The sequence below is a fragment of the Bacteroidales bacterium genome (genome assembly GCA_022647615.1).
In the GTDB taxonomy this organism is placed as follows: Bacteria; Bacteroidota; Bacteroidia; order Bacteroidales; family UBA932; genus Egerieousia.
Map to the genome: position 1 here is coordinate 526859 of JALCKZ010000001.1, position 22174 is coordinate 549032.

The following is a 22174-nucleotide window of genomic DNA, read 5'->3' on the forward strand; positions in this document are numbered from 1 at the left end:
AAATGAAAATTCCACCGCTGATTTATAATGCAATTGGGAGGTTTGTACTGTTTGTGGTTTTGGAAACAGCGGGTGTCCTCATGATTCTGAACAACAGTATTGTGCAGAGATACAGGATATTTGAAGCGGTGCGCACTTTTCAGAGTTTCTTTTGGGAGAGGAATACCGCAATTAAAGATTATACCAGATTAAAGGAAATTAATGCCTCTCTTACAAGGCAAAATGCATGGCTGCTTAAGCAGAACATCGTCTATAGAAATTGCATTCAGCAAAGTATTGCGGACGGAACTTTCAGCGTTAAGGTTAAAAAGATTGACATGAATGCGGCGTACGGAGCCGACAGCACAACCTTAAAACTGGACAGCAGCATGGTGATGTATGACTACCAGCTTGCTAAAGTTATTAAGAACAGCATCAATTCAGAGCATAACTATCTTATTATAGATAAGGGAGATAAGGACGGCGTAACGGAAGATATGGGAGTCATTACACCCATTGGGGTTGTGGGAATTACAAGGGCCGTGGGACAAGATTACACTTACGTTCTCTCTTTCCTGAATGACAAACAAACCGTAAGCGCAAAGGTTGGAAGGTCCAATGTATTTGGAACTTTAAAGTGGGACCGCAAGTCTCTTTACTATGCGCAGCTGACAGAAATACCTCAGCATATTAAAGTTAGAAGAGGAGATACGGTTTTTACAAGCGGTTATTCAACTTTCTTCCCGGCCAACATTCCAATTGGAACCGCGGTTTCCTACAGGGTTGTTAACGGCACGCACAAACAGGTGAAAGTTAAGTTGATACAGGATTTCAAAGATTTGGATTACGTGATAATTGTAAAGCACAGGCACAGACGCCAGATAGATTCTTTGTCACAAGTTAAACCATCTTACAGCAAGAGGTAGAAGAGATGAATGACATTTTAAGATATACGGTGATTGGCATTGCGGCGCTGATAATTCAGCTGCTGATATGCGAGTTTGTGAATATTTGGCCGCCGCTGTATATTGCTGTTTTCCCGCTGTTTATAATGATGCTGCCGGCCGATTTCAAACCAGGATTTCTAATGCTCACAGCATTCATCGCGGGACTTTTGATAGATGCATTATCTGACGGTTTGCTTGGATTGAATGCAACAAGTCTTACAGCCGTAGCATTTTTTAAGCGTCCTCTTATGAAGAGCATAGCAAGATATGAGGCGGGAGGCGGAGCAGGAGCCAGAGATGTTAACAGCAAACATCTTGGATTTCAGAAATTCTTTACATTTTTATTGCTTTCATACTCCATCTTTTTCGTTTGCTATGTCATCTTGGACGACCTTGGCTCAGGTTCAGCTACGTTCTTGATAATAAGACTTTTAATTAATATTATTGCAAATCTGCTGATTGCGATAATACTAGAAAAATTATTTTTCCAAAGGTTAATGCAGTAACTTTAGGCTCTCAAAAGAGATTGCAAAGTGCAGAAAAAAAATATTCTCATAGTTGGCGTTGTTATCGTCGGTCTTATTCTGGTGATACGTCTGTTTTTCTTGCAGATTCTTAACAAAGAATACAAGATTAACGCAGAGAATAATGCTTTGCTTTATGAGACCAGATATCCGGCAAGAGGAGTTATTTATGACCGTACCGGAAAGACCCTGGTGGGCAACAGAACCACTTATGATATCATGGTGACTCCCATGGATATACAGCCTTTTGACACTTTGGATTTCTGCCAGACTTTTAAAGTAGATTATAAAATTGTCAGGAAAAAGCTGCGCAACTACAGAATCAACAAAAGAAAAATCGGGTATCAGACTTTTACTTTTATCAAGCAAGTTTCAGGAGCAGATTACAGTCTATTTGCAGAAAAAGCATATAAATTCCCGGGCTTCTATGCAATAAGCAGAACGGCAAGAAGCTATCCGTTTAATGCCGGAGCAAATCTTTTTGGATATATATCTGAGGTTGATTCCACATTTCTGTCAAAACACCCGGATTATAAACGTGGTGATTATGTGGGAGTTACAGGGATGGAAAAATCTTATGAAGATGTGCTGCGCGGCAAAAAGGGATATAACATTTTTGTCCGTGATTCCCGCAACAGAATACGTTCCAGTTTTGACAACGGAAAATATGATGTAGAGGCTGTTCCAGGAAAAGATTTGATTTCATCAATTGACGGAGAGCTGCAGGAATATGGAGAACTGCTGATGCAAAATAAAGTTGGAAGTGTAGTCGCGATAGAACCTTCCACGGGAGAAATTCTTGCAATTGTCTCATCACCAGGTATTACCATTGCACAACTTTCCAACATGCGCAAGCACTACAGAGAAATTGCGGATGACCCCTATAAACCAATGTTTAACAGGTCCGCCATGGCGGCATATCCTCCGGGTTCCGTATTTAAAATTGTAAACGGACTGATTGGTTTGCAAGATGGCGTTATCACTCCTGCCAGCAAATTTCCTTGCAACGGAGGTTATTATTTCCCGGGCGGAAAAATGGGATGTCACCATCATGCAAGTCCGCTGGATTTTAAACTCGCAGTATGTATGTCATGCAACGCATACTTTGCGCACGTTTACAGAGCAATAATTACAAATCCAAAATATAACCCTATCTCCGTGGCTTTCAACCACTGGAGAGATGCCGTAATGAGATTCGGGTTTGGCAAAAAGCTGGGAAGCGATTTCCCTGCCGAGCTGGCCGGGACTCTCCCTACTACAAAAACTTATGATAAAATTCACGGCAAGGGCAGATGGAATTCATTTAACATTTTGTCCCTTGCAATTGGACAGGGAGAGATTGGAACCACTCCTTTGCACCTTGCAAATTTGGCCGCAATTATCGCAAACAGAGGATATTACTATGTTCCCCATTTGGTAAAAAACGCACCGGATTCTCTCCGTGCAAAAGCCTTCTCCGTAAGACATTACGTTGGCATTGACACCATGCACTTTGCAACCGCAATAGAAGGAATGCATCTTGCAGCAAACGGAGGCCCCGGCGGTACTGCAAGAATTGCACACATAGATGGTATTGATTTGTGCGGAAAAACGGGAACCGCGCAAAACCCTCACGGAAAGGATAATGCCTCCTTCATCTGTTTTGCTCCGCGCAACCATCCAAAAATTGCAGTTGCAGTTTATATAGAAAACGCAGGATTTGGAGGAACCTGGGCAGCCCCGGTTGCATCTTTGATGGTTGAAAAATATCTTAACAGAACCGTTAAGAGAAAAGACCTGGAGGAGAAAATTATAAAGACAAATACAAAGCAATTTGTACCGGTAAGGCGCAAGCTAATTCCGGGACAATACATTGTCAAGACTGACAGCACCGGTAAAAAATATTACGTAAGGCTTATAAACCAGGCAAATACAAAGAAGCACCCAGCAAATGCAAAAGCGGCTGCAACACAAAAACTGTCGGGAGAAAAAAATAATTAATTAATGTACAGAGAAACAAAATATAGAAAAATAGATTTTGGCTTGCTGATGTCCTACCTGTTTCTGGTGATTTTTGGCTGGCTGAATATTTATTCTGCTGTATATACAGAGGACCATCCGCTTATTTTTGATATTACTCAAAGATACGGGATGCAGTTTATCTGGATGTGCGTCTCTTTTGTCACGGCAATATTTATTATCTACATCATCAATCCAAAAATTTATGATGTGCTCTCTCCGTTTTTGTACGGCGCAATGCTGCTGCTGCTGTTTATTGTCATTTTTGCAGGCAAGGAAGTAAATGGTTCAAAATCATGGTTTTATCTTGGCTCTTTTGCATTCCAGCCCGCGGAATTTTCTAAAATTACAACTGCGCTTTTGCTCTCCTACGTGATGAGCAAATACGGGTTCAGATTCTCCAACATCAGGGATGCTTGCAAGGCGGCGCTGATAATGATTGTCCCTATCATCCTGATAATTGCAGAGAAAGAGACCGGCAGCGCTCTGGTATATCTTGGATTAATCTTTGTCCTTTATAGAGAGGGGCTTAACGGATGGGTGCTTATTTTTCTCTTTGCAATAATAACTCTGTTTATCATCACGATAGTATCTTCCCCTCTTGTTGCAATCATTTGCTGTTTTGCGGTGGCGGGAATTATAAGAGGGTTGTTAAAACGGAATATACTTGGAACGTTAATTTCTGTTTTGCCTGTAATTGTGCTGATGGCATTTCTTCCCGCAATAATGAGGATAAAATTTATGCAGTTCCTTACCGTCATCAGGCCGGAATACATAGCTCTGATTTTATCCGCCCCTTATCTTGTTATCTGGCTGCAAGATGCAATAATAATTAGGGACAGACCTTCTAAATTTCTTATAATAAGCTTTTTAGCCGCATCATTATTTGTAATCTCCGTCAACTTTATTTTTACAAATGTCCTGCAACCTCACCAGACCGCAAGAATAGAGAGCTTGCTGGGAGTCAATCAAGATTTACAGGGAATCGGATACAACGTCCATCAAAGCGAGATTGCAATTGGAAGCGGAGGTTTAATAGGCAAAGGATTTTTGCACGGCACTCAAACCAAATACAATTTTGTACCGGAGCAAAGTACGGACTTTATATTTTGCACCGTTGGAGAAGAGTGGGGATTTGTTGGAAGCCTTGTTTTGATAGCAGTCTATATCTATCTGATTATTAGAATTTTAATCCTCAGCGATAAGAATCCCGATAACTTTGCGCGGATATACGGGTACTGCGTGGCATCCATATTTTTCATGCATGTCTTTATAAATCTTGGGATGACGATGGGGATAATGCCGGTAATTGGGATTCCGTTGCCGTTCCTGAGTTATGGTGGGTCTAGTATGCTGAGTTTCACCATTTTGCTGTTCATCTTCATAAGGCTTGACATGGAGAGACAAAACAGGTAACAGGAAAATCCAAAACAAGATAAAAGAAATCTCACAGTCTGCCGCAGCCGACTCAGCCGCAGCCGATCCCTTTTGCTTTAGCAAAAATAGGGGAGGCGAGAATGGATAAGGCGAGACAGAGCTGTGAGTTTCTTTTATCTCGCTAGTTTAATTACACCTTTTTCAGAACAAGGCAAGAATTATGACCGCCAAAACCAAAGGTGTTATTCATGGCCGCCCTAACCTCTCTCTTCTGAGCCTTGTTCAAAGTCAGATTTAATTTAGAATCAATCTCAGGATCAAGATTCTGGCAATTAATTGTTGGAGGAACTATGCCATCATCAATTGCATGAATGCAGGCAAGAGTTTCAACAGCTCCTGCAGCACCAAGCATGTGCCCTGTCATAGATTTTGTAGAACTAATGTTCAGCCTGTAAACATCCTCTCCAAATACCTCTTTAATTGCCTTAAGCTCAGCTATATCTCCAAGGTGAGTAGATGTTCCGTGAACATTAATGTAATCTATATCTTTTGTTCCAAGACCGGCACATTTAAGTGCAGTCTCCATTGCTTTTGTTGCACCAGAACCGTCAGGAAGCGGAGCCGTAATATGATATGCATCTGCAGTCATTCCGGAACCTGCAAGCTCTGCATAAATCTTTGCTCCCCTTGCTTTTGCGTGCTCGTACTCCTCAAGTACAAGAATTGCAGAACCCTCTCCAAGAACAAATCCGTCTCTGTCCTTATCAAACGGACGGCTTGCTGTCTTAGGGTCATCATTTCTTGTAGAAAGAGCCTGCGCGGAATTAAATCCGCCCACGCCGGGGATAGAGATAGCTGCCTCAGCTCCACCTGTAACTATCACGTCAGCCTCTCCTAATCTTATGATATCAAAGGAGTTGCACATTGCATGAGAAGAAGATGCGCAAGCAGAAACGGTTGCATAATTTGGTCCGCGGAATCCGTACTTAATTGATACAAGACCGGATGCCATATCTGCAATCATCTTTGGAATCAGGAACGGGCTGAAACGCGGAACGCGCTGTCCATCTGCAAATTCTATGATTTCCTGAGTCATAGACTCTATGCCGCCAACACCGGAACCGATGATTACGCCAATTCTGGTTTTGTCTTCTTTTTCCAAATCCAGCTTGCTATCCTGGATAGCCTCGTCTGAAGCAACGGTAGCAAACTGACAATATCTGTCCTGTTTCCTTGCCTCTTTGCGGTCCATTCCATACTTAAGCGGGTCAAAATCTTTAACCTCACATGCAAACTTTGTCTTAAAAAGGGATACGTCAAACCTTGTAATGGGTCCCGCACCGCTGACACCATTGTCAAGAGCGGTAAAAAACTCTTTTACGTTGTTACCCAAAGGGTTAATGGTACCTATACCTGTAATGACAACTCTCTTTAACTCCATTTTAATTTCTCCAATGAATTGTTTAAGACTATAATTATAGAGAATCTTTAATTGAAAAGACTCAAAAAGGATTCAAAAGGAAAGGGATATCTGTCGGGAATATTATAAAACCCCATCAGACACCCCTTTTAAATTGTATTGGGACTATTTTTTATTATCCTCAATAAATTTGATAGCGTCTCCTACGGTTGCTATCTTTTCTGCAGCGTCATCAGGAATTGTAATCTCAAATGCTTTCTCAAATTCCATGATAAGTTCTACTGTATCAAGAGAATCAGCGCCTAGGTCTTTTGTAAAACTTGCCTCCGGTGTAACCTCTGCTGCATCAACACCCAATTTGTCAACGATGATCTCTTTAACTTTAGAAGTAATGTCTGCCATAATCAAATGATTTAGTTAATAATTAAGTTTATTTTTTAGTAGTGCGCAAAGGTAATTAAATTTTTCAAAATTGAGTATATTTGTTCCGCTTTCTGTGGGTTTCCCCCTTTGTTAAAGTACCCGCAAGCGGTTTATTTATTAATATTATGATGCACATTGCAATACTTGCGTCTGGTGGAGGCACCAATGCAGAGAATTTAATAAGGTATTTTAACGGCGTTAATGAGAATGGAGCTCCCGACAGCCCTTCAAATGCCGCCCTACATGCCCCTGCAGGCCTTGCAAGGGTAGATTTGGTGATTTCAAATAACCCTGCGGCGCCTGTTCTGCTTAGGGCGTCCCGCCTAAAGGTGAAATATTTGATGCTGGACAAAGAGCAGCTGTGCTCGGAGGAGAACCCCGATGTTATTAAGTATCTAAAGCACAACGGAATCAATTTTATAATCCTTGCCGGCTATCTTCTTCAGGTGCCAAAGGCCTTAATTAATTTGTATCCGGAGAGGATTGTCAACATTCACCCGGCGCTTTTGCCAAAATTCGGAGGCAAAGGGATGTACGGAGCACATGTGCATAAAGCTGTAATTGAATCTCATGAAAAAGAGAGCGGCATTACTGTTCATTTGGTAGATGAGCAGATGGACCATGGTAAAATTTTATTCCAGGCTAAATGCCAGGTAACTCCGGAAGATACTCCGGAAACTCTTGCTGCAAAGATTCATATTTTGGAACAGGCCAATTTCCCAAAAGCCGTAGAACACTATATTAAAGAGCGTTTCCCGGAAGACTAATCTTTCATTTTAACTATCGTGATACCGGAGCCGCCAAAGCGGACATCCTCATCTGCGCAGCTTTGCACGGATGGCAGGGTCTTCAGGAATTTGCGGATTTCCTCTTTAAGGACTCCTGTCCCCTTCCCATGCAGAATCCTAACCTGTGACGCTCCAACAAGCTCAGCATCATCTATATAGCGTGCCACAATATCCAGCGCATCACTCAGCCTCTCCCCGCGCACATCAATTTCCGTCTTAAAGTTGAGCTTCCTCTCATCTATTCCCAATGAATTATGGGTCAAGGGCTTAGGAACACTCTTGTGCCCCGCCTCAAACTCTTTATTTGAAATGACCTCTACTGTATCTCTCTTAACCTTGCTGATAATATCACCAACTGAAATGCTCACCCATTTCTCTCCAATCTGCATAACCTCACCTATCAAATCGCTCCCCTTGATTCTAACCTTGCTCCCCGTCTGAAGGGTTAAAACTTTTTTATTCCCGACAGATTTTCCATTCTCCGCCCCGGTTGCCGCTCCGCCGCCGACGCCCTGATTCACAGCGTGCTGCAAGTTTCGCTCTTTCCTCTCCTCTTGCCTTTTCTTGCGCGCAATCAGCTGCTCCATCTTAGCCTGAATTTTTCTATCCTGCTTAGAATCTTTTTTCTGCTCCAGAGATTCATTAAACTTTTTCAGATTCTCGCGCACTTCTTTTGTCTTCTCTTTTTCCGCCTGCGCCTCTCTTATCTCTTTAATTGTAGCCTCTATTTTCTTATTTGCAGAGGCAAGAATTTGCTGCGCCTCCTCCTTTGCCTGTTCAATAATTTTCTTCTTAGTCTCCTTAATATCAGATAATTCCTGGGCATAGCGCTCAGTGACATCCTCCAAAGTTTTATCCGTATTTTTAATTCTTGCAAGTTTCTCATCCAGCTTGCGGCGGTTTTTGGAAATCATTCTAAGCTGTCTTTCCAAATCCACAAAATTTTCTCCCGCCTTCTCTTCTGCCTGATGCACAATATTTTCCGGCAATCCCATCTTGCGTGCCAGCTCAAATGCAAAAGAGTTTCCAGGCACTCCAATCTCCAATTTATATAGCGGCTGAATCCTTGCGCTGTCAAATAACATTGCTCCGTTAATAGCTCCAACGCTGTTCTCCGCGTACACCTTCAAATTTGTGTAATGCGTTGTTATCACGCCATATACGCCTCTCTTGTCCAGCTCCTCCAATATAGTTTCTGCAATTGCTCCGCCTGCCGCAGGCTCAGTCCCCGCGCCAAATTCATCTATCAAAACCAAGGATTTTCCATCTGCATTTTTAAGCAGATTTCTCATGTTCATCAAATGAGAGCTATACGTACTAAGGTCATTCTCAATAGATTGCTCATCTCCAATATCAATAAATATATTATTGAAAACGGGAAATTCAGAGACCTCGGAACAAGGAACAAGCATGCCCCATTGCAACATATATTGCAGTATCCCGACAGTTTTCAGACATACGGATTTTCCTCCCGCATTTGGACCGGAGATTATTAAAATATGCTTTTTTCTATTGATTTCCAGCGTCATAGGCACTATCGGCTTATTCTCTTTTCTTAGCGCCGCCTCCAGAAGAGGATGCCTTCCGTTGGAAATTCTAAGCATGCCGTCACGGGAAATAATAGGCTTTCCCGCCTGCATAACTCCTGCAACCTCAGCCTTTGCGCGGATAAAATCCACTTCCCCTATGAACCTTGCCCCTCCTTGTATATCAATCAAATATGGCCTTAAAAAATCCGTGAATTCAGCAAGAATTTTTGCAATCTCCCTCTGCTCGGCAAAGTGCAGCTCCCGCACTTTGTTATTCATTTCCACCACTTCCAACGGCTCCACAAAAACGGTCTTTCCGCTGGAAGATTCATCAAAAACAAGTCCGGGCAATCCGCGCTTGTTAGATGTGCTTACAGGGATAAGTAATTTCCCGTCGCGAACAGAAATAGTAGCATCCTCATCTGCAACGCCTTCACTCTGAGCCTTTTTAAAAATGCTCTGAACTTTGCGGGATATAGAATTTTGGGTGGAGAGAAGCTCTCTTCTGATTTTTGCCAGCTCTTCTGAGGCATTGTCTTTTATCTCCCCGTTCTTGTCCAGAATGGCATCTATTCTTCTGCTGACCTCCGGAAAAAATTGAACCGGCGAGGCAAGCTCCTTTAAATGAGGATATTGCCCCTCCTTGGTATTCTGCAGAAAAGAGAGAACCTGCCGCAGATTTTCCAAAAACATCTGCAGCTTTCTTAGATTCTCAACGCTTATGCAGCTAAACTCAGCCTCCAGCGCCTTCAAAAAAGCGGTGCAGTCCGTAAATTCTCCCTGGGGAAATTTTGTCTCAAACATTGCAACAAGACGCATCTCATCTGCAAGGGCAAGACGCTTCTCTATGGTCTGAGGATTGTTTGACATCTCCTCCGTCTCTGCACGCCTCTGAGCATAAGCCGTTGAGCAGCGCATTTTTATGCTCTGCCGTATTTGGTCAAACCCCAGTTTCTGTTCCAGATTCATTTCATTTGCAAAGATAAAGTTTTACATTTGTATTTATACAAGTAAAGCGGCTGACCTCCGCATTTGCTAAAGCGGCCGACCTCCGCAAAAACTTAGACCTATAAAAAATAGTTAATGAGCGTTACATTAACAGTCTGGCTGTTCATCATATTCATAATTGTCTCCTATCTGCTGGGGTCAATTTCCCCCGCCATTTTTCTAAGCAAGAAAATCTACGGAATAGATATTCGCGAGTATGGAAGCAAAAACCCCGGAGCCAATAATGTTCAGAGAGTTATGGGGTGGCACATGGGGCTTGCAGTTTTTGCCATTGACGTGTTAAAAGGGGTTGCGTCCTGCTGCCTTGTGTTCTTAATGCCGCTGCTTGAACCCGGAACAAATTTATTTGTTTGCGCACAAATTGTATTTGGTTTTGCCGCAGTTGCAGGGCATATATTTCCTCTGTATCACCATTTCCGCGGCGGCAAGGGAGTTTCAACTTTTTGCGGAGCATTGCTTGCCATTCACCCGTTTGCTGTTTTGATTTGTACAATTATCTTCCTGATAGTCTTATACTTTACAAGATATATTTCCGTAAGCGTGATTGCCGCGGTAACATGTTTTCCACTGCTTGTAAATTTGCTGTTTGCGCTGTGGCTGGACCCGCAGGAGACATGGGCTCTAAGAATCTTCAGCATGGTGTGCGGCGTAACTATCTGGCTTACACACATCAGCAATCTAAAAAGATTGTACCACGGCACGGAAGAGAAGTTCCAAATCCGCAGGCCGGTACACAAAATATAGAGACTGCCGGATTTTCTGAATTAATTACTCAGGCTTGTAAAATATCGCTTTGCGATTCTCAAAGTAGCACAGATATTTGAACCCGCAGTGCTGGGCCATTTGCCAGTAAGTCTTAAAGTTATCACCTACTCTTGCCGCATCATGAGCATCAGAGCCAAGTGAAATTGCCTCTCCGCCAAATTCGCGGAATTTGCGCAGGATATTCAAATCCAATTTGAGCGCTTGAGTTGTTCCTATGCCGTGACTGACTCCCTTTTCATAAGATTTTGTGTTGATTTCCAAGGCTTTCCCGCTATCCGCAAGAAATTTCAGAAGCGGTTCCAGGTACTCCGCAAATTCTTTATAGGTAACATCCTTATCATCGTAGGGGGCATATCTTGCCACATAATCAAAATGTCCAAGGATGTCAAAGTCATTGTATTCCATTGCAGTTGAAAGCATAAGCTCAAATGTTCTGCCGTAAGCATCTTTTTTGCTTTTGCTCTTATAGTAAGAACCATAATAAGGGTCCAGGCTGTCAATAAAGTGTATTGAAGCTATTACTGAGTCAAATTTGTATGGAGCAACGTAATCCAGTGTGTGCTTGATGCTTATCGGCTGCAATCCCACCTCTATGCCTCTTAGAACTTTTAATTTTCCAAGCTCCATATTTTCCACTACTTCCGCAATTTTTTTCTGCCTGGCTGCTATGTCAAACTCAAAGGCGCCGCTGTTGCGGGGAACATCTAAATCCAAATGATCGGTGATTGCAACTCCACCCAGTCCTTTCTCAAGAGCCGCTCTAATATCCTGCTCCACAGTCATTCTGCTATCGGGAGAAAACTCTGAATGTGTATGATTATCAAAAAAATTCATCAATTTTATTCTTTTGCAAAAAGTTTTGTTTTTGTTGCACGCAAAAGTACTCATTTATACATTACTTTGTTTTGCTATGAAAAACAACTGGCCGGCAAAAATTTTTTACGCAATAAGGGCATTGCCTCAAACAGCTTTTAATCTGTTTGTTACGCGGCAATGCGCAGTATGCGGAAGAGAGCTCAGGCAATTTGAAAAGCATTTTTGCCTGGAGTGCATGGCGGGAATTCCGCTTACGTATTTTTGGAATTTTAAGAATAACCCTGCGGAAATTATTTTTTGGGGAAGAATAAAAATTGAGAGAGTTTTTCCGCTGATGTTTTTTAGAAATGAATATAAGAGATGTGTGTATGACCTTAAGTATAAGGGAAATATCCCGATGGGCCTTTACATGGGACAGATGCTTGGAGAAAAAATTGCGCACAGCGCCGGAGAAAATAATTGCATAGACTGCGTTATCCCCGTGCCGCTGCACTGGAGGAAAAAATTGAAGCGCGGTTTTAATCAATCGGAAATTATTGCGCGCGGAATTGAACTCGGACTAACAAACGGCATGGAAGGTGGACATGCAAGCCCCGAGGTGTACACGCAAATACTTAAACGCAAGCATTTTACAAAGACACAAACACAGAAGGACAGATTGAGCAGATGGAGAAATGTTGAGGATGCTTTTGAGATTTCCCCACGCGGACTTGGGCGCTGTGCAAAGAATGTTAACGCAAAACGGGAGAAAGGTTCTGCAACCGGCACGGCAAATTTTTCTCCCATACATTTTCTGATTGTAGATGACGTACTTACAACGGGAGCCACATTGGAGGCATGCGCATCAATTTTACTAAAAGCCTGCGCGGAGGCGGGAATTGAATGCAAAGTAAGCATTGCAACTCTTGCTTATGTGGAATAGCGCAGCAGCCAGCATTAATTGAGCAGATGCCGATTGTAAAACTTTTTCATTAATTTTGAGGCAATTAATAGCGGCATCTATTTTATTAAACGCAGCTTTAGAGCAATAAAACATGTTTGATTTTGTAAACATACAACCTATTGACATAATAGACATTATTCTTGTAGGATTCCTTATTTACCAGATTTACAAGCTGATACGTGGAACTTCCGCAATGAATATATTCATCGGGATTATAGTTATTTACTTTGTCTGGGTGGTTGTAAAAGCGCTGCACATGAATTTGCTCTCCGCAATTCTTGGACAAGTGCTTGGAGTTGGCGTTATTGCGCTGATAGTGATTTTTCAGCAGGAAATCAGAAGGTTTTTGCTGCACATTGGAACTACCTCATTTAAAGGGAGAAAGGGGGGCAATTTTGCCCGCAAATTATTTGGACAGGAGGAGAAAGATGTCCCGCTGACAACTTTGAATGAACTTACTCAAGCCGTGCGCAGAATGGCAGAAACTAAAACAGGAGCGCTTATTGTTATGATGCATGCCTCATCCCTGGAGTTTGTTATTGAGACAGGAGACAGGATTGACGCGCTTGTAAACAGAAGACTTATAGAGAATATTTTCTTTAAAAATTCACCGCTGCATGATGGCGCTTTAATTATGAATACCACCAGACTTATAGCCGCAAGATGTACGCTGCCAATGTCTGATAATCAGAATATTCCTGCAAATTACGGAATGCGCCACAGAGCCGCCGCAGGATTGACAGAACAAACTGATGCAACCGTTATTGTTGTTTCCGAGCAAACCGGAAATATCTCTTTTGTAAAGGCTGGGGAACTAAAAACAATGACCAGCATCAATGAATTGAGACTGGCCATAGAGGAATCCTATAAATAAACTGTCGGGAGAAAAATTACTTACTCTCCTTATCCTTCTCTTTATCCTTGTTTGGATCATTCTTCAGATAGTACTTTCCATCCTTGCCCTTCTTGTACTCTCTGCCCTTGCCGATTCTTCTCAAGTATTTGATATACTGCTGATCATCAAGCACTTTCTTTAAAGCCTCAAGAGTCTTTTTCTGCCATCTGTCCTTAAGAAATTGATATGTGCTGGCCTCTTGCATTCCCGATTTCTGAAGATTCTCAAAATCGCTCTTCATAGAAGTATAATTGTGGGTAAGAATAGAATCGCAGTAAAATTCCTGCGCATCAGATAGTTGCAGCTCCCTTACCATAGCTTTTACCTCTGAGGCGGCTACCTCTTCCGGCGTCTTCTCTTTCTCCTGCTGCTGGGCAAAAGAAGGAATTGAATAAATTGCTGATACCAAAATAATTGCGGCAACTAAAACATACTTAACCGCAAGGACAGTTAATTTTTTCATAACAATTATTTACTATATTTGTTAATCACAAAGTTAATAAACATTATGAAAATCAATTTCAAAACCTTTTTTATTGCTGCGGCTGCGCTCATTTTTTGCGGCTCATATAACACATCTCAGGCTTGTACAAATATAATTGTAACCAAGGGAGCTTCAAAAGATGGCTCCGTAATGGTCTCTTATGCAGCAGATTCGCACACTTCATACGGAGAACTTTATCATGTTCAAGGACGTGTTTGGCCTAAAGGAAGCATGCTAAAAATTTACCAGTGGGATAACGGAAGGTACATTGGGGAAATTCCTCAGGTTCACAGAACTTATTCTACCATGGGAAACATGAATGAATTCCAGCTGATTATCACGGAAACAACATTTGGAGGAAAAGAGTCTCTTGTAGATACCACAGCTAAAATGGATTATGGTTCATTGATTTATGTTACTCTTCAGAGAGCCAAGACTGCACGCGAGGCCATAAAAATCATCTCTGATCTTATGGATACTTACGGCTATTGCTCAGAGGGTGAGTCTTTCTCCATTGCAGATAAAAATGAAGCTTGGATTATGGAGATTGTCGGCAAAGGAATGAAGTTTGACAAGAAGGGAAGAAACATTAACAAGGGTGCCGCATGGGTTGCTATCAGAATCCCTGACGGTTATATATCAGGACATGCAAACTACTCACGCATAACCACTTTCCCGCTTAATGACCCTGAGAACTGCCTTTACTCTAAAGACATTATCAAGTTTGCAAAAGAGAACGGATACTATAGCGGACCGGATGATAAGTTTAGTTTTTCAGAGGCATTTGACCCTGCTTCATTTGAAGTTTTAAGAGGTTGTGAAACTAGAGTTTGGAGTTTCTTTAACATTCTTGGAGGCGGAAAAATTGGAGATAAAGATGCTAGCTATTATTTGGATTATGCTCTTGGAACTAACCCTTCCAACAGAATGCCGCTTTATATTAAGCCTTCACATCTGCTTACAGTTAAGGATGTTGCGGATGCAATGAGAGATCATTTTGAGAATACTCCGATGGATTTCTCACATGACCTTGGAGCAGGTCCTTTTGAGTGCCCTTACAGATGGCGTCCTATGACTTTCACTTCCAATGGCAAGACTTATGAATTTGAGAGATCAGTTGCAACACAGCAAACAGGATTCTGGCTGGTAGGTCAGGCTCGTCCTTGGTTGCCGGATGCTATTGGCGGAATTATTTGGTTTGGAGTTGATGATACTGCAACCTCTTGCCTTACACCTGTTTACAGCAGCGGAAACATTGCTCCTCTTTGTTTTAGAGTTGGCAATGGCAACATGATGAAGTATTCAGACTCCTCAGCATTCTGGCTGTTCAATCGTATTGCAAACTTTGCATATTCACGTTACAAGGATATTGCCCCTGAGGTAAGAAAGGCTATTGATGAACATGAAAACGGAGCTCTAAAAATTGTTCCTGACGTAGATGCTCAGGCATTAAGAATTCTTAAAGAAAATAATAATGATACTACAAAAGTTAAAGAGTATCTGACAGGCTGGAGCGAGAAATTTGCAGACCGTATGTTTAAGACATTCAAGAACATGGATGAATACCTTCTTGTAAAATACATGGACGGAAATATTAAAAAGCAGAATCCCGACGGTTCATTCAAGAACAACGGTTTTGATGCTGTAACTCCGGAAATGCCATATCAGCCTGGCTATCCACAGAAATGGCTAGATGCCGTTGCAAAAGACCACGGCGACAAGATGGAAACACCTGCGCCGGCTAAATAAGCCACGCAACAAAAAGATAAAAACAGGCGAATTCCTCGCCTGTTTTTTTTATGTCCCCAAGGCCGCAGGCCCGCGACCGTAGGGAGCGTGCATTTCCGCGGCGGGAGCCGCGTTATACACAAAACGGCACGGCGCTTTGTGCCGGGCCGTACGCATGTGACGCAAAGCGGCACATGCAATCTCGGCGGAATGCAATATCACAAATAACAAACTTGGCTCCTAGTGTGTTCTAGGGCAATGTGCTAAAAGTGTACCCATAGGGGGAATTGTGCATCAATGCGTTACGAAAGATCTCAATTTTAAATCCGAGATGTTTTGCAACTTTTTGATTATCAATGTCGCCCCAGACTACACCAAATCAGAGAGTTACGACAATACGTCCCCAAGGCCGCAAAAGATGCACTTCCCCACGGAGGACATCTTTTATAACATGTTGATAGGCAGAATATACCAAGAGTACCCCCCTGGCGAAAGGATGATAATCCCTATTCTATATACTTCTTGTAAATCAGCTCGCCGGTGAAGCTTACTTCATGGGTGCCCATGGTCATTGTGAAGACTATGCGCTCCGGATCTGCGCTGGAGTCTACGGTAGCCTCAAAGTTTTTGATTGTTAAATCTGATTTTGCCTCACCGGAAACGGTGGGAACAATATTATCTCCTGTTAAAGTAATTTTAGAGGAAGTGGCGCTATAGGAAATACCCTCTATCCCTATTGTATAAAACTCTGTTTCTGAGGAAGATAGCCTAACAGCAACCAAAGAGACATTTGCCTTATCAGAATTATCCGGAAATTCAAGGAAGATAACTGTAGAATCTTTTGTAAAAGATTTATCTACATACAAAGTTCCTTCATAAACAGAATCAGCTACAATCTGATTAACGACCGTAGTGTGGTTTTTAACACATGCCGCAAGTGCTATGACAGCCACCGCAGCAATAAGAGTATACTTTAAGAATTTCTTTCCCATACCACAAATTTAAGTTTTTTATCTCTAATTGCAACTTGGTTGCACAATGCTCAGGATATCTTTGCACCATAAAAAGGGATTTATGAGCTCAGAACACAGACATAACGGCATTGATAAACGGTGGATTCTAATCATTTCCTCTGCGCTGCTGCTTTTGGGAGGCATTGTACTTGAGCACTTTGCAGCAACTGAATTTTTGGAGAAGAATCAATGGATAATGCCGATATGGTACATTGCCGCTTTCTTGCCTGTGGGCGTTCCTGTAATGAAGGAGTCCTGGGAAAACATGTTGCAGAAGGATATTTTCACTGAATATACGCTCATGAGCATTGCAACAATAGGAGCCTTATGCATAAGACAATACCCTGAGGCTGTATCAGTTATGCTATTGTATTCAATAGGGGAAGTGTTCCAGGACAGGGCAGTGAACAAAGCAAAGAAAAGCATTACTGCTCTGATGGATGTGCGGCCGGAAACAGCCAGAATTATTGGTGACAACGGGGAAGAGAAAATTATTAATTCAAAAGAAGCTGTTGTCGGACAAGTTATTAGGATTAAGGTTGGAGAGCGGGTTCCGTTGGATGGAACACTTGTTTCTGATGCAGCATTATTCAATACAGCGGCCCTGACGGGAGAGAGCGTGCCGCGCTCCATAAAAAAAGGCGGTGAGGTTCTGGCCGGAATGATTGTCTCCGATAAAGTTGTAAACATAAGAATATCAAAGCCTTTTGGGGAGAGCGCAATTTCCCGCATTTTAAAAATGGTGCAGGAAGCCTCTGAGCGCAAAGCCCCTACAGAGCTGTTTATCAGAAAGTTTGCAAGAATATACACTCCTGCGGTAATGGGGCTGGCTGTATTGATTGTTTTTATTCCGTATCTATATTCTATTGTAAATCCGGCTGTTGCTGGTGCTGTGGCAAACGGGGGTTTTGAGTATGTGTCCTCCGACTGGCTTTACCGCGGGCTTGTTTTTCTTGTAATCTCCTGCCCTTGCGCCCTGGTACTCAGCATCCCGCTAAGTTATTTTGCAGGAATCGGCGCAGCATCCCGCAAAGGAATTTTGTTCAAAGGCGGCAACTATCTGGATGCAATAACTAAAATAAATGCAGTTGTTTTTGACAAGACAGGCACACTGACAAAGGGAGTATTTGAAGTTCAGAATAATGTTCCCGACAGTGTATTATATCCTATTGCCGCTGTGGAGCAGAACAGCAATCACCCTATTGCAAAGGCAATTCTGGAGTACGCAAAGAGAAAATATTTGACAGCAGCAAAAAATAATGGAGAAATTTCAGAGGAAGAATTTTTGCAGTCTCTGCCTAAAATATCTGATGTGCAGGAGATTGCAGGCAAGGGACTTGCCGCCGTTATGAACGGGGAAGAAATTCTTGTGGGCAAAGCAAGACTGCTAAACGATAAAAATATTCTTGTTCCCTCGGAACTTTTTACCATGGTAAAAACCGTAGTGTGCTGCGCAATCAACGGAAAATTTGCCGGCTATATTTTACTGGCCGATACAGTAAAAGAAGATTCCCGCGCCGCTGCTGAAAATCTTAAAAAACTTGGAATAAACAACCTTGCAATATTGAGCGGAGACAAATCTGATATAGTAAGATATTTAGCTGATAATCTAGGCTTTCCAAAGTATTACGGAGACCTTATGCCGGAAGGAAAAGTTGAACATATCAAAGAACTGTCGGGAGAAAAAAATACTAAAGTTGCATTTGTGGGAGACGGCATAAATGACGCACCTGTCATGGCAACTGCAGATATTGGAATTGCAATGGGGGGACTTGGGAGCGACGCTGCAATTGAGACGGCGGACGTTGTGATTGAAACGGACCAGCCAAGCAAAGTTGCAACTGCTTTCAAAATTGGGAAGTGCACAAAATACATTGTAAATGAGAATATTATACTAGCTCTTGGTATAAAGCTGATTATTCTGGTTCTTGGAGCCCTTGGGTTTGCATCTTTGTGGGCGGCGGTTTTTGCAGATTCCGGAGTTGCTCTGCTTGCAGTGCTGAATTCTATGAGAATCAGGACAATTACAAAGAGAGATTAACAATCAAATATTAACGCTAAATTTGCCTTGCGTAAATAACTTGCATAAATAACGTAATGCCTAGATAAATTTTAAAAGAAACATTGCGGCGCATTATTTAATTTATTTTATTCAATTTAATTTTATTTTTTGCAATCATTTATGGAAGAGCAAAAATATCTGGATAAGCTGGACCTCAGGGGGATACACCCAACTGCAATGCGTCTGCTGGTGCTGCGCACATTGATGGATGCGGGTACGGCATTATCTCTTACAGACCTTGAGGAAAAGCTGGACACCGCAGATAAATCCACACTATTTAGAACCGTAACTTTGTTCCATGAACACCATCTTGTTCATTGCATTGATGACGGAACAGGTGCTGTAAAATATGCAGTCTGCTCTGATGATTGTGATTGTTCCGTTGAAGACCAGCATGCACATTTCTATTGTGTTAAATGTCACAAAACATTCTGTTTTAAGGGCTTGCCTGTCCCTATAGTTAATCTTCCCTCAGGCTTTGAGGTACAAGATGTTAACTATGTTATCAAAGGACTGTGCCCAAACTGCTCAGGAAAGTAATAGCATGTAACGCTCAGCTTCACCACAAAATTGCACGTGCCACGCTGACGCGGCCTTAAGCTTAAAAAGAATTTTTATTCAGACAGCGGAGTATTTTTGCTGCTGAATTTCAAAATAGTAGCAGCGCCATTTGAAATTTTAAATAATCTTTGATTTGTTTTTGGAGAACGTAATCCGCCGCACTCTTCTTTGTACGGACCCAACTTTATATAATCAAAAGTTTTACAAAAAGGAGACTTTGACAAAGAGCTGGAATCTATGGAACCTGTTGATGTACGTAAAGATACAGCAGATGTACGTGAAGATACAGCTGATGCATGTGAAGATACAGCGTTTGCTGCATCTGGTAAAGTTGAGCGGCCGGAATACCATCCGGTTTTTATCTTTGGATATTTTGATTTAAGAAAATTTGCAAGCCGCAGAACTTCCTCAGGCTCAGCATCTCCCCCCATGAAGCAAAAGCATGTAATGTCTGCTCCGTATCTTTTCATTAATATCCCGACAGTCTCTTCATTCAATTCATCTCCCCTATCTTCCCACAACCATTTGCTGTGACATCCGGGACATCTGATAGGACATCCGGAAATATTAACTGCCAGGGTAACCTCATCCGGTATCTCCTGGCAGACAATATCATAATTAAAACATTTAAGCATTCCTCACAATCCTCCAAAGAAAGAGAAATTATTTCTCTACTGCAACTTTTTCCGCTGCAACTTCCGCATTTCTCTTGGCAGATGTATTCACCTCAGCTGCAGCAGATTCTGCGCTAGATGATGCGTCATCCACAAAGATGCTCTTCTCTATCTCTCCGTTATCTTTTGCATAATATCTTCTTGCAGCCTCTTGCTGACGGGCGGCGGAGAAATTACTGACGCGTTTCATGTAACCGATTACTCTGGTTAAATAATCCAGATTCTTGCTGTGACATTCGGGGCACTCTGTTAAGAAGCGCTTGTCAATATGTCCGCAATCATTGCACACTGTGTTTGGAATGTTGTAAGTGAAATAGTTACAACCCTCTTTTGCCGCAACAACAAGCAACTGTCTGTACTGAGATTTTGAAAGGTGCTCATCCAAATTCATGTGAAGCGCAGAACCTCCGGTAAGATGTTTGATGTATTTTTCTCCGTGCATCTTAAATTTGTCAATGATGTTTAAAGACTGGTCTTCAACAACATAGAAGTAACTGTTATAGCAATCTCTTGGAACTTTATATCCGTCCTCCCTGTCCCATTTGGCATGTTTAACTCCAACATTTTCTGCCGGAATCATCTCACAGTTAAACATTGTATCCTTTGTGCGATACTTCTTATTATACTTCTCAATCAACCCCAAAACTTGCTGAACAAATGCTGCATAGTATTGATTATCCGTTATCTTAATTCCAAGAAACTCAGCAGCTTCTACAAGTCCGTTAATTCCGATTGTCAAATACTGTCTGCTGATATTTATAAAACCTGCATCAAACAAAGGAAGCATTCCTTGTTTCTGCAATTCTTTCAAATTTTCATTATAACCCAGCTGAACTTTATGAACGGTATCAACAATATCCTCTAAGAATTCCATGTATTTTTTCCCGTTCTTTACGGCATACTGAATGCAACGGTTAAGGTTGATAGTCAGCACGCTCTTTGAACCGGTAGATACTCCGCCCGCACCAAGAGTGTAACTAAATCCGTTATCTTGAATTTCATTTCTAAGTCTGCAGCAGCTTGATAATGAGTCTGCATTATCACTCATGTATGTGAAGAAAGAGTGTCCCTCTGAATACATCTCCGCTGTAAAGTCCGCCCACTCTTCATCTTTTGCATCTCCATTTTCCGTAAGCAGCGCCATTGTCTCTACAGGGAAAGTAAGAACACTCCTTGTGCGCTCCTTATTAAACCACTTCATGAATTTTTTCTGAAGCCAGGAAAGAGACTCCCAATCCGGTTTTGTCCCATCAGGAAATCTAAACTCACCAAACAGACTCTCAAAATAGTAGCGGTCATAATATGCTACGTTCCAGAATATTGCCTGGAAATTGCGGGCGCCGGCAGGTTGATTAATTGAATAAACAACTTGCTCAAAACAATCCGTAATAACTTTCTCTATTGTTCTCTTTTTTACGGAAAGATCAACAACTTTATCTGCATGTTTGTAATAATCAGTTCCATATTCCTTGCCCACAAAATAATTCATGTACATAAGAAACTCAGGAGTTGCGCACGCACCGCTCAACATGCTGGAAACTATGAACACAAGATTTACAAAACCTCCGCAAAAAGATTTAAGATTTGTAGGTCTGGAAGAGTTGCCGCCAAGAGAAGTTGTTCCGCTTAACAGCCAAGGATACATGGTTATACTTGCGCAATAATTTGCAAGACTAGTCTCATCATTTTTGTAAATAAAATGATTATTAAGAAGACGCATGTACTTGTCTGCAAACTCTTTCCCAAACATATCCTTCAAACGGTCAGTAAGCAATCTTCTGTTCAAGCGAATAAACCCCGCTTTTGGAATTTCACCAATAAGCGTAGCTATATTTTTCTTCTCAACATTTGCATTTGCATCATACTTGCTCCCCGTTGCAGCGTTTTCCGCTTTGCAGTAATTAATCAAAAATTCCAATCTGTCGCGAACTTCCCTGTCCTCCGTATGGCTCTGTCTATAAAGCATATATGACTTTGCAGCATCAAAATACTTCTCTGTCATCAATGCCTTTTCTACCTGATTTTGAATCTCCTCCACATTCATATTGTTGGAAACTCTCACGTGAGAAAGGATAGCTGTTAAATCCTCATCTGTTGCAAAAGCTCCTACTGATAAGAACGCCTTGTTAATTGCGTTTTTAATTTTTTCTACAGAAAAATTTTCGCGGTTTCCACCGCGTTTTACAATTTGAATTTCCGAACTGCCCATGATTTTGTTTAAGTATGCACTCGCAAAGTTA

The 22174-nt window shown here is 41.8% G+C and carries 19 protein-coding genes; 11 read left to right on the plus strand and 8 right to left on the minus strand.

Annotated elements, in window-relative coordinates; genetic code table 11:
* The first annotated feature begins 2 nt into the window (after positions 1–2).
* Genes LKM37_02260 through rodA form a run of 4 tightly spaced genes read left to right on the plus strand, consistent with a single transcriptional unit; the run spans position 3 to position 4864 of the window.
* Positions 3–905 carry a rod shape-determining protein MreC gene (locus LKM37_02260; protein ID MCI1719838.1) on the plus strand — a complete coding sequence of 301 codons (903 nt, stop codon included), beginning with the start codon at positions 3–5 and terminating at the stop codon, positions 903–905.
* Between the two features lie 5 nt (positions 906–910).
* Positions 911–1432 carry a rod shape-determining protein MreD gene (gene mreD / locus LKM37_02265; GenBank protein ID MCI1719839.1) on the plus strand — a complete coding sequence of 174 codons (522 nt, stop codon included), beginning with the start codon at positions 911–913 and terminating at the stop codon, positions 1430–1432.
* Between the two features lie 27 nt (positions 1433–1459).
* A complete protein-coding gene (locus LKM37_02270) occupies positions 1460–3430 on the plus strand; it encodes a penicillin-binding protein 2 (GenBank protein ID MCI1719840.1) in 1971 nt (656 codons plus the stop codon).
* Between the two features lie 3 nt (positions 3431–3433).
* Positions 3434–4864: a rod shape-determining protein RodA gene (gene rodA, locus LKM37_02275; protein MCI1719841.1), complete on the plus strand. Its 1431-nt coding sequence runs from the start codon at positions 3434–3436 to the stop codon at positions 4862–4864.
* Between the two features lie 151 nt (positions 4865–5015).
* On the opposite strand, the gene fabF is transcribed toward rodA, so the two are convergent.
* Positions 5016–6266: a beta-ketoacyl-ACP synthase II gene (gene fabF / locus LKM37_02280; protein MCI1719842.1), complete on the minus strand. Its 1251-nt coding sequence runs from the start codon at positions 6264–6266 to the stop codon at positions 5016–5018.
* A 144-nt stretch (positions 6267–6410) separates the two neighbouring features.
* Positions 6411–6647 (minus strand): acyl carrier protein, encoded by a 237-nt coding sequence (locus LKM37_02285; GenBank protein MCI1719843.1) that lies wholly within the window; start codon positions 6645–6647, stop codon positions 6411–6413.
* Positions 6648–6793: 146 nt separating this feature from the next.
* Here LKM37_02285 and LKM37_02290 point away from each other — a divergent pair, with 146 nt between their 5' ends.
* Positions 6794–7435, plus strand: a complete 642-nt coding sequence (locus LKM37_02290) for a phosphoribosylglycinamide formyltransferase (GenBank protein ID MCI1719844.1) — start codon at positions 6794–6796, stop codon at positions 7433–7435.
* Here LKM37_02290 and LKM37_02295 read toward each other — a convergent pair.
* Positions 7432–9954 (minus strand): Smr/MutS family protein, encoded by a 2523-nt coding sequence (locus LKM37_02295; protein MCI1719845.1) that lies wholly within the window; start codon positions 9952–9954, stop codon positions 7432–7434. The genes LKM37_02290 and LKM37_02295 overlap by 4 nt on opposite strands.
* Positions 9955–10068: 114 nt before the next feature.
* Between LKM37_02295 and plsY the strand changes: the two genes are divergently transcribed.
* Positions 10069–10737: a glycerol-3-phosphate 1-O-acyltransferase PlsY gene (gene plsY / locus LKM37_02300; protein MCI1719846.1), complete on the plus strand. Its 669-nt coding sequence runs from the start codon at positions 10069–10071 to the stop codon at positions 10735–10737.
* Positions 10738–10761: 24 nt separating this feature from the next.
* On the opposite strand, the gene LKM37_02305 is transcribed toward plsY, so the two are convergent.
* Positions 10762–11592, minus strand: a complete 831-nt coding sequence (locus tag LKM37_02305; protein MCI1719847.1) for a histidinol-phosphatase HisJ family protein — start codon at positions 11590–11592, stop codon at positions 10762–10764.
* A gap of 76 nt (positions 11593–11668) precedes the next feature.
* Between LKM37_02305 and LKM37_02310 the strand changes: the two genes are divergently transcribed.
* Positions 11669–12496 carry a hypothetical protein gene (locus tag LKM37_02310; GenBank protein MCI1719848.1) on the plus strand — a complete coding sequence of 276 codons (828 nt, stop codon included), beginning with the start codon at positions 11669–11671 and terminating at the stop codon, positions 12494–12496.
* Between the two features lie 112 nt (positions 12497–12608).
* The gene (gene cdaA / locus LKM37_02315) at positions 12609–13391 is read left to right on the plus strand and encodes a diadenylate cyclase CdaA (GenBank protein MCI1719849.1); all 783 of its coding nucleotides are present in this window, start codon (positions 12609–12611) and stop codon (positions 13389–13391) included.
* Positions 13392–13407: 16 nt separating this feature from the next.
* On the opposite strand, the gene LKM37_02320 is transcribed toward cdaA, so the two are convergent.
* Positions 13408–13875 (minus strand): hypothetical protein, encoded by a 468-nt coding sequence (locus tag LKM37_02320; protein MCI1719850.1) that lies wholly within the window; start codon positions 13873–13875, stop codon positions 13408–13410.
* Between the two features lie 45 nt (positions 13876–13920).
* On the opposite strand from LKM37_02320, the gene LKM37_02325 reads away from it, so the two are divergent.
* A complete protein-coding gene (locus tag LKM37_02325) occupies positions 13921–15645 on the plus strand; it encodes a C69 family dipeptidase (protein ID MCI1719851.1) in 1725 nt (574 codons plus the stop codon).
* Positions 15646–16130: 485 nt separating this feature from the next.
* Here LKM37_02325 and LKM37_02330 read toward each other — a convergent pair whose 3' ends face one another.
* Positions 16131–16616, minus strand: coding sequence for a hypothetical protein (locus tag LKM37_02330; GenBank protein MCI1719852.1), 486 nt, complete (start codon positions 16614–16616; stop codon positions 16131–16133).
* Between the two features lie 82 nt (positions 16617–16698).
* Between LKM37_02330 and LKM37_02335 the strand changes: the two genes are divergently transcribed.
* The gene (locus LKM37_02335; protein MCI1719853.1) at positions 16699–18678 is read left to right on the plus strand and encodes a heavy metal translocating P-type ATPase; all 1980 of its coding nucleotides are present in this window, start codon (positions 16699–16701) and stop codon (positions 18676–18678) included.
* A 141-nt stretch (positions 18679–18819) separates the two neighbouring features.
* A complete protein-coding gene (locus LKM37_02340; GenBank protein MCI1719854.1) occupies positions 18820–19239 on the plus strand; it encodes a transcriptional repressor in 420 nt (139 codons plus the stop codon).
* Between the two features lie 74 nt (positions 19240–19313).
* On the opposite strand, the gene LKM37_02345 is transcribed toward LKM37_02340, so the two are convergent.
* Both LKM37_02345 and nrdD read right to left on the minus strand, forming a co-directional pair.
* A complete protein-coding gene (locus LKM37_02345) occupies positions 19314–19895 on the minus strand; it encodes an anaerobic ribonucleoside-triphosphate reductase activating protein (protein MCI1719855.1) in 582 nt (193 codons plus the stop codon).
* A gap of 28 nt (positions 19896–19923) precedes the next feature.
* A complete protein-coding gene (nrdD, locus tag LKM37_02350; GenBank protein ID MCI1719856.1) occupies positions 19924–22143 on the minus strand; it encodes an anaerobic ribonucleoside-triphosphate reductase in 2220 nt (739 codons plus the stop codon).
* Positions 22144–22174 lie beyond the last annotated feature (31 nt).

Excerpts from the sequence above, each read along its gene's own strand:
- LKM37_02260 (MCI1719838.1), top strand. The coding sequence starts at position 3 with ATGAAAATTCCACCGCTGATTTATAATGCAATTGGGAGGTTTGTACTG.
- mreD (MCI1719839.1), top strand. The coding sequence starts at position 911 with ATGAATGACATTTTAAGATATACGGTGATTGGCATTGCGGCGCTGATA.
- rodA (MCI1719841.1), top strand. The coding sequence starts at position 3,434 with ATGTACAGAGAAACAAAATATAGAAAAATAGATTTTGGCTTGCTGATG.
- fabF (MCI1719842.1), bottom strand. The coding sequence starts at position 6,266 with ATGGAGTTAAAGAGAGTTGTCATTACAGGTATAGGTACCATTAACCCT.
- LKM37_02285 (MCI1719843.1), bottom strand. The coding sequence starts at position 6,647 with ATGGCAGACATTACTTCTAAAGTTAAAGAGATCATCGTTGACAAATTG.
- LKM37_02290 (MCI1719844.1), top strand. The coding sequence starts at position 6,794 with ATGATGCACATTGCAATACTTGCGTCTGGTGGAGGCACCAATGCAGAG.
- LKM37_02295 (MCI1719845.1), bottom strand. The coding sequence starts at position 9,954 with ATGAATCTGGAACAGAAACTGGGGTTTGACCAAATACGGCAGAGCATA.
- plsY (MCI1719846.1), top strand. The coding sequence starts at position 10,069 with ATGAGCGTTACATTAACAGTCTGGCTGTTCATCATATTCATAATTGTC.
- LKM37_02305 (MCI1719847.1), bottom strand. The coding sequence starts at position 11,592 with ATGAATTTTTTTGATAATCATACACATTCAGAGTTTTCTCCCGATAGC.
- LKM37_02310 (MCI1719848.1), top strand. The coding sequence starts at position 11,669 with ATGAAAAACAACTGGCCGGCAAAAATTTTTTACGCAATAAGGGCATTG.
- cdaA (MCI1719849.1), top strand. The coding sequence starts at position 12,609 with ATGTTTGATTTTGTAAACATACAACCTATTGACATAATAGACATTATT.
- LKM37_02320 (MCI1719850.1), bottom strand. The coding sequence starts at position 13,875 with ATGAAAAAATTAACTGTCCTTGCGGTTAAGTATGTTTTAGTTGCCGCA.
- LKM37_02325 (MCI1719851.1), top strand. The coding sequence starts at position 13,921 with ATGAAAATCAATTTCAAAACCTTTTTTATTGCTGCGGCTGCGCTCATT.
- LKM37_02330 (MCI1719852.1), bottom strand. The coding sequence starts at position 16,616 with ATGGGAAAGAAATTCTTAAAGTATACTCTTATTGCTGCGGTGGCTGTC.
- LKM37_02335 (MCI1719853.1), top strand. The coding sequence starts at position 16,699 with ATGAGCTCAGAACACAGACATAACGGCATTGATAAACGGTGGATTCTA.
- LKM37_02340 (MCI1719854.1), top strand. The coding sequence starts at position 18,820 with ATGGAAGAGCAAAAATATCTGGATAAGCTGGACCTCAGGGGGATACAC.
- LKM37_02345 (MCI1719855.1), bottom strand. The coding sequence starts at position 19,895 with ATGCTTAAATGTTTTAATTATGATATTGTCTGCCAGGAGATACCGGAT.
- nrdD (MCI1719856.1), bottom strand. The coding sequence starts at position 22,143 with ATGGGCAGTTCGGAAATTCAAATTGTAAAACGCGGTGGAAACCGCGAA.